The organism is Maritalea porphyrae (assembly GCF_027213965.1).
Classification (GTDB): domain Bacteria; phylum Pseudomonadota; class Alphaproteobacteria; order Rhizobiales; family Devosiaceae; genus Maritalea; species Maritalea porphyrae_A.
On the sequence record NZ_JAPWGX010000093.1, the window covers coordinates 1 to 229 of the forward strand.

Sequence of the window (229 nt, forward strand, 5' to 3'; positions counted from 1 at the left end):
CTTATGGCCTCGGTGCTTCTAAGATTTACACTATCTGGCGTTTGATTCTTCCAAGCGCAATGCCAGGTATCTTAACCTCGGTCATTCTAAGTATTGGTCGTGTCATTGGTGAGTCTGCTCCAGTATTCCTGACAGCAGGTATGGTTGCACGTATTCCGGATTCTTTATTGGATTCAGGTCGTACGCTAACCGTTCACCTATACAAACTGACTACCGAACTGTTTACCGT

General features: G+C 45.4%; 1 protein-coding gene. It reads left to right on the plus strand.

Annotation, left to right across the window (positions count from 1 at the left end; genetic code table 11):
• The coding region (locus O4H47_RS18110) for an ABC transporter permease subunit (RefSeq protein ID WP_269395415.1) at positions 1-229 on the plus strand (229 nt) is incomplete at both ends.